The following is a 2,263-nucleotide window of genomic DNA, read 5'->3' on the forward strand; positions in this document are numbered from 1 at the left end:
AGCAGCACACCTTTGGGAATGCGAGCACCCACCGCTGTAAAGCGCTCTGGCTTTTTGAGGAAGGTGACGACTTCTTGTAGCTCTTCTTTGGCTTCTTCGATGCCAGCCACGTCGTCGAACATGACGCCTGTTTTGGCTTCCATTTGGAAGCGGGCGCGGGACTTGCCAAAGCTCATTGCCTGTCCAGGTCCACCCGGCGCGTTGCTAGAGCGACGAATAATCATCAGCAAGCCGCCAATCAGCAGTAGAAACAGCAGCAGGTTTGCCAGCAGTCCCAGGACGGCGCTATTGTCGGCGGTAGGCTGCACTTCAAAATCCACTTTGTTGGCGCGGAGCTTTTCGATCAGTTCCGGATTCTGCTCTAGCAGAGGAACTTCTTTGGGCGGGTCGTTCTTCTTCTGTCCCTCAAACTTGGCTCTGGCAACGTTGCGTGCCGGATCAATTTCGACTCGCGTGACTTGTCCCGCATCGACTTTTCTTAAAAACTCGCTGTAGGACAGGTCGCGGTTGGCATCTGCCACAGCGGGCATGGCTAGTGTCATTCCGTGAGCAATAACCCAGACAGCCGTAATAAAGCCTGTAGCGGCAGGACCTCTAAATCGTAGCTGCTTTGCCAATGCTGTTTTCCAGGAGTCTTTCATACAGAGTTGCCTTTTGCCTCTTGCCGGATGTCTGGTGCTGTAAGCAGATTGGTTCACGATCGCGCGGTTACAGCCTCTTTCCAAAGTCTAGCGCAACCTCTGGAGTGATTGAGTCAACCGCCGCTTGCGAGCGCACCCTCAGGATTAAAGCTCACTGAGTTGTCCTCGTGCGATCGGAGTCCCCAGGATACGCGCGTCGTCCAAGTATTGGTTCAGTCTTCACAGGTGTCTATCAGAGTTCTCGATCGAAAAACCTTGCCCAATTAGCCCGCAGTCTCTTCTTCGGGCTTGGGCGAAATGATGCGCCAGACGCGGTGAACCAGGGTTGTAGACGATGAAAATAGCGTGAATCCAATCAGCGGATGCAAGATGCTTAATGGAATCGGAGCGTTCAGATGAATCGTGAGAAATTGCAGTCCCAGCAGCACAGGCAGACTTGCCGCGAGGCTTCGCACTCGTCGAGGAACCGGAACCCAGTAAGCCCCGCCGAGCAGGATCAGCGACAGGCTGCCATACCCTCGCACTAGCCAAACGTGGATATTCCACCACTCAGGGTTGTAAAAGTAAGCCAAGCCAACGGTCAATACTTGAGCCATCAAACACAGATTGAATATCACCGCGACGATGTAAAAGCCGATTAAAGCCTTGGGTTTTAACGGCTCAGGCTTTATCTCAGACTGAGGCTGGCTAGGAAATCCGGCTTGAGTGAGTGTGTTAGCGAGAGCAGCTGGATCAATCTCTGTTTTGCCATTAACGGTTGCTGTCCCAGTCACTAAATCCACGACGGCTGAAATTACGCCAGGTTGCTGAAGCAGCAGTTCTGTGACTGCTTTCAGACCGTTCATATTCATACCTCTGACGCTCAGCACTACGGTGAGGTGAGTGGATGCAGGCGAGACGATTCCTGGATTTGATACTGGATCTGAGGAGAGTTGCATGGCAGTAACGTTGCTAAATTAAGTGGACCAATGAGACTACGTTAGAAGCAGCCATTCAGCCTGCCTAGACCTCGATCGAGTACACTTTAGCCACAGCAGGGAGAGCTACACCAGACGGCAAAATCATGGAAACTTCTTTGCAGCCTTTGTTTCGAGCGATCGCTCAAGCACCGAATGAACAGGAACTGCGATCGGGTGTGATGGCTGAAATGGGTGACTACTTTACGGCGAAACGGTGGGGATTGATTTTTTTTGATGAACTTCCGCCTGCTGCAAATCTGCCAGCAGGTGTGCTCCGAGCCGCTTTATCTGTAGACCACAATCCAGTTCTGCGCTATCTAGTAGAGCATCATGCGCCTGTTCATGAAGAGGTTGTACTGCCTCCTGGAGTATGGTAGACCCTTTGCCCACGCGCCGATCATAGGCATGTGATGACGGGTCCAGTTGTCAGTAATGGTCAGCTTGTGGGCGGCATTGCGCTTACGCGCGATCGTGATCAGCCTGCTTTTAATGCTCAGAATTTGGCTGACCTGAGCGCGCTGTGTCTTCACATGTCAACTCGGCTAGCTACGCTGCGTTCAGGAAGCGTTTTTAGTACAAACACGCAACCAACAGCAGTCCAGGTATTTGGCACCCCGCGATTAACTCCGCGCGAGCGGCAGATCGCTGAACTGGTTGCTCAAG

General features: G+C 52.5%; 3 protein-coding genes and 2 pseudogenes. 2 read left to right on the top strand and 3 right to left on the bottom strand.

All coding sequences use genetic code 11. The features are described from left to right. The 3 genes and pseudogenes from H6F43_RS01225 to H6F43_RS22900 all read right to left on the bottom strand — a co-directional run. Positions 1-542 (bottom strand): ATP-dependent metallopeptidase FtsH/Yme1/Tma family protein (locus H6F43_RS01225; RefSeq protein WP_347272356.1); only part of this gene is annotated, 542 nt, incomplete at its 3' end. 362 nt (positions 543-904) lie between these two features. Next, positions 905-1,312: a DUF6220 domain-containing protein gene (locus tag H6F43_RS22895; protein ID WP_347272357.1), complete on the bottom strand. Its 408-nt coding sequence runs from the start codon at positions 1,310-1,312 to the stop codon at positions 905-907. A gap of 33 nt (positions 1,313-1,345) precedes the next feature. Beyond that, positions 1,346-1,579 (bottom strand): annotated as a pseudogene (locus tag H6F43_RS22900) (heavy metal-associated domain-containing protein); the annotation flags it as partial. Positions 1,580-1,704: 125 nt separating this feature from the next. Between H6F43_RS22900 and H6F43_RS01235 the strand changes: the two are divergent. Next, the gene (locus H6F43_RS01235) at positions 1,705-1,977 is read left to right on the top strand and encodes a hypothetical protein (protein ID WP_190340207.1); all 273 of its coding nucleotides are present in this window, start codon (positions 1,705-1,707) and stop codon (positions 1,975-1,977) included. A gap of 33 nt (positions 1,978-2,010) precedes the next feature. Next, positions 2,011-2,263: pseudogene (locus H6F43_RS21935) on the top strand (LuxR family transcriptional regulator); the annotation flags it as partial.

Source organism: Leptolyngbya sp. FACHB-36 (genome assembly GCF_014695955.1).
Lineage (GTDB): Bacteria > Cyanobacteriota > Cyanobacteriia > Leptolyngbyales > Leptolyngbyaceae > FACHB-36.

What these genes read in the sequence shown, in the direction of transcription:
- H6F43_RS01235 (WP_190340207.1), top strand. Translation starts at nt 1,705, where the DNA reads ATGGAAACTTCTTTGCAGCCTTTGTTTCGAGCGATCGCTCAAGCACCG.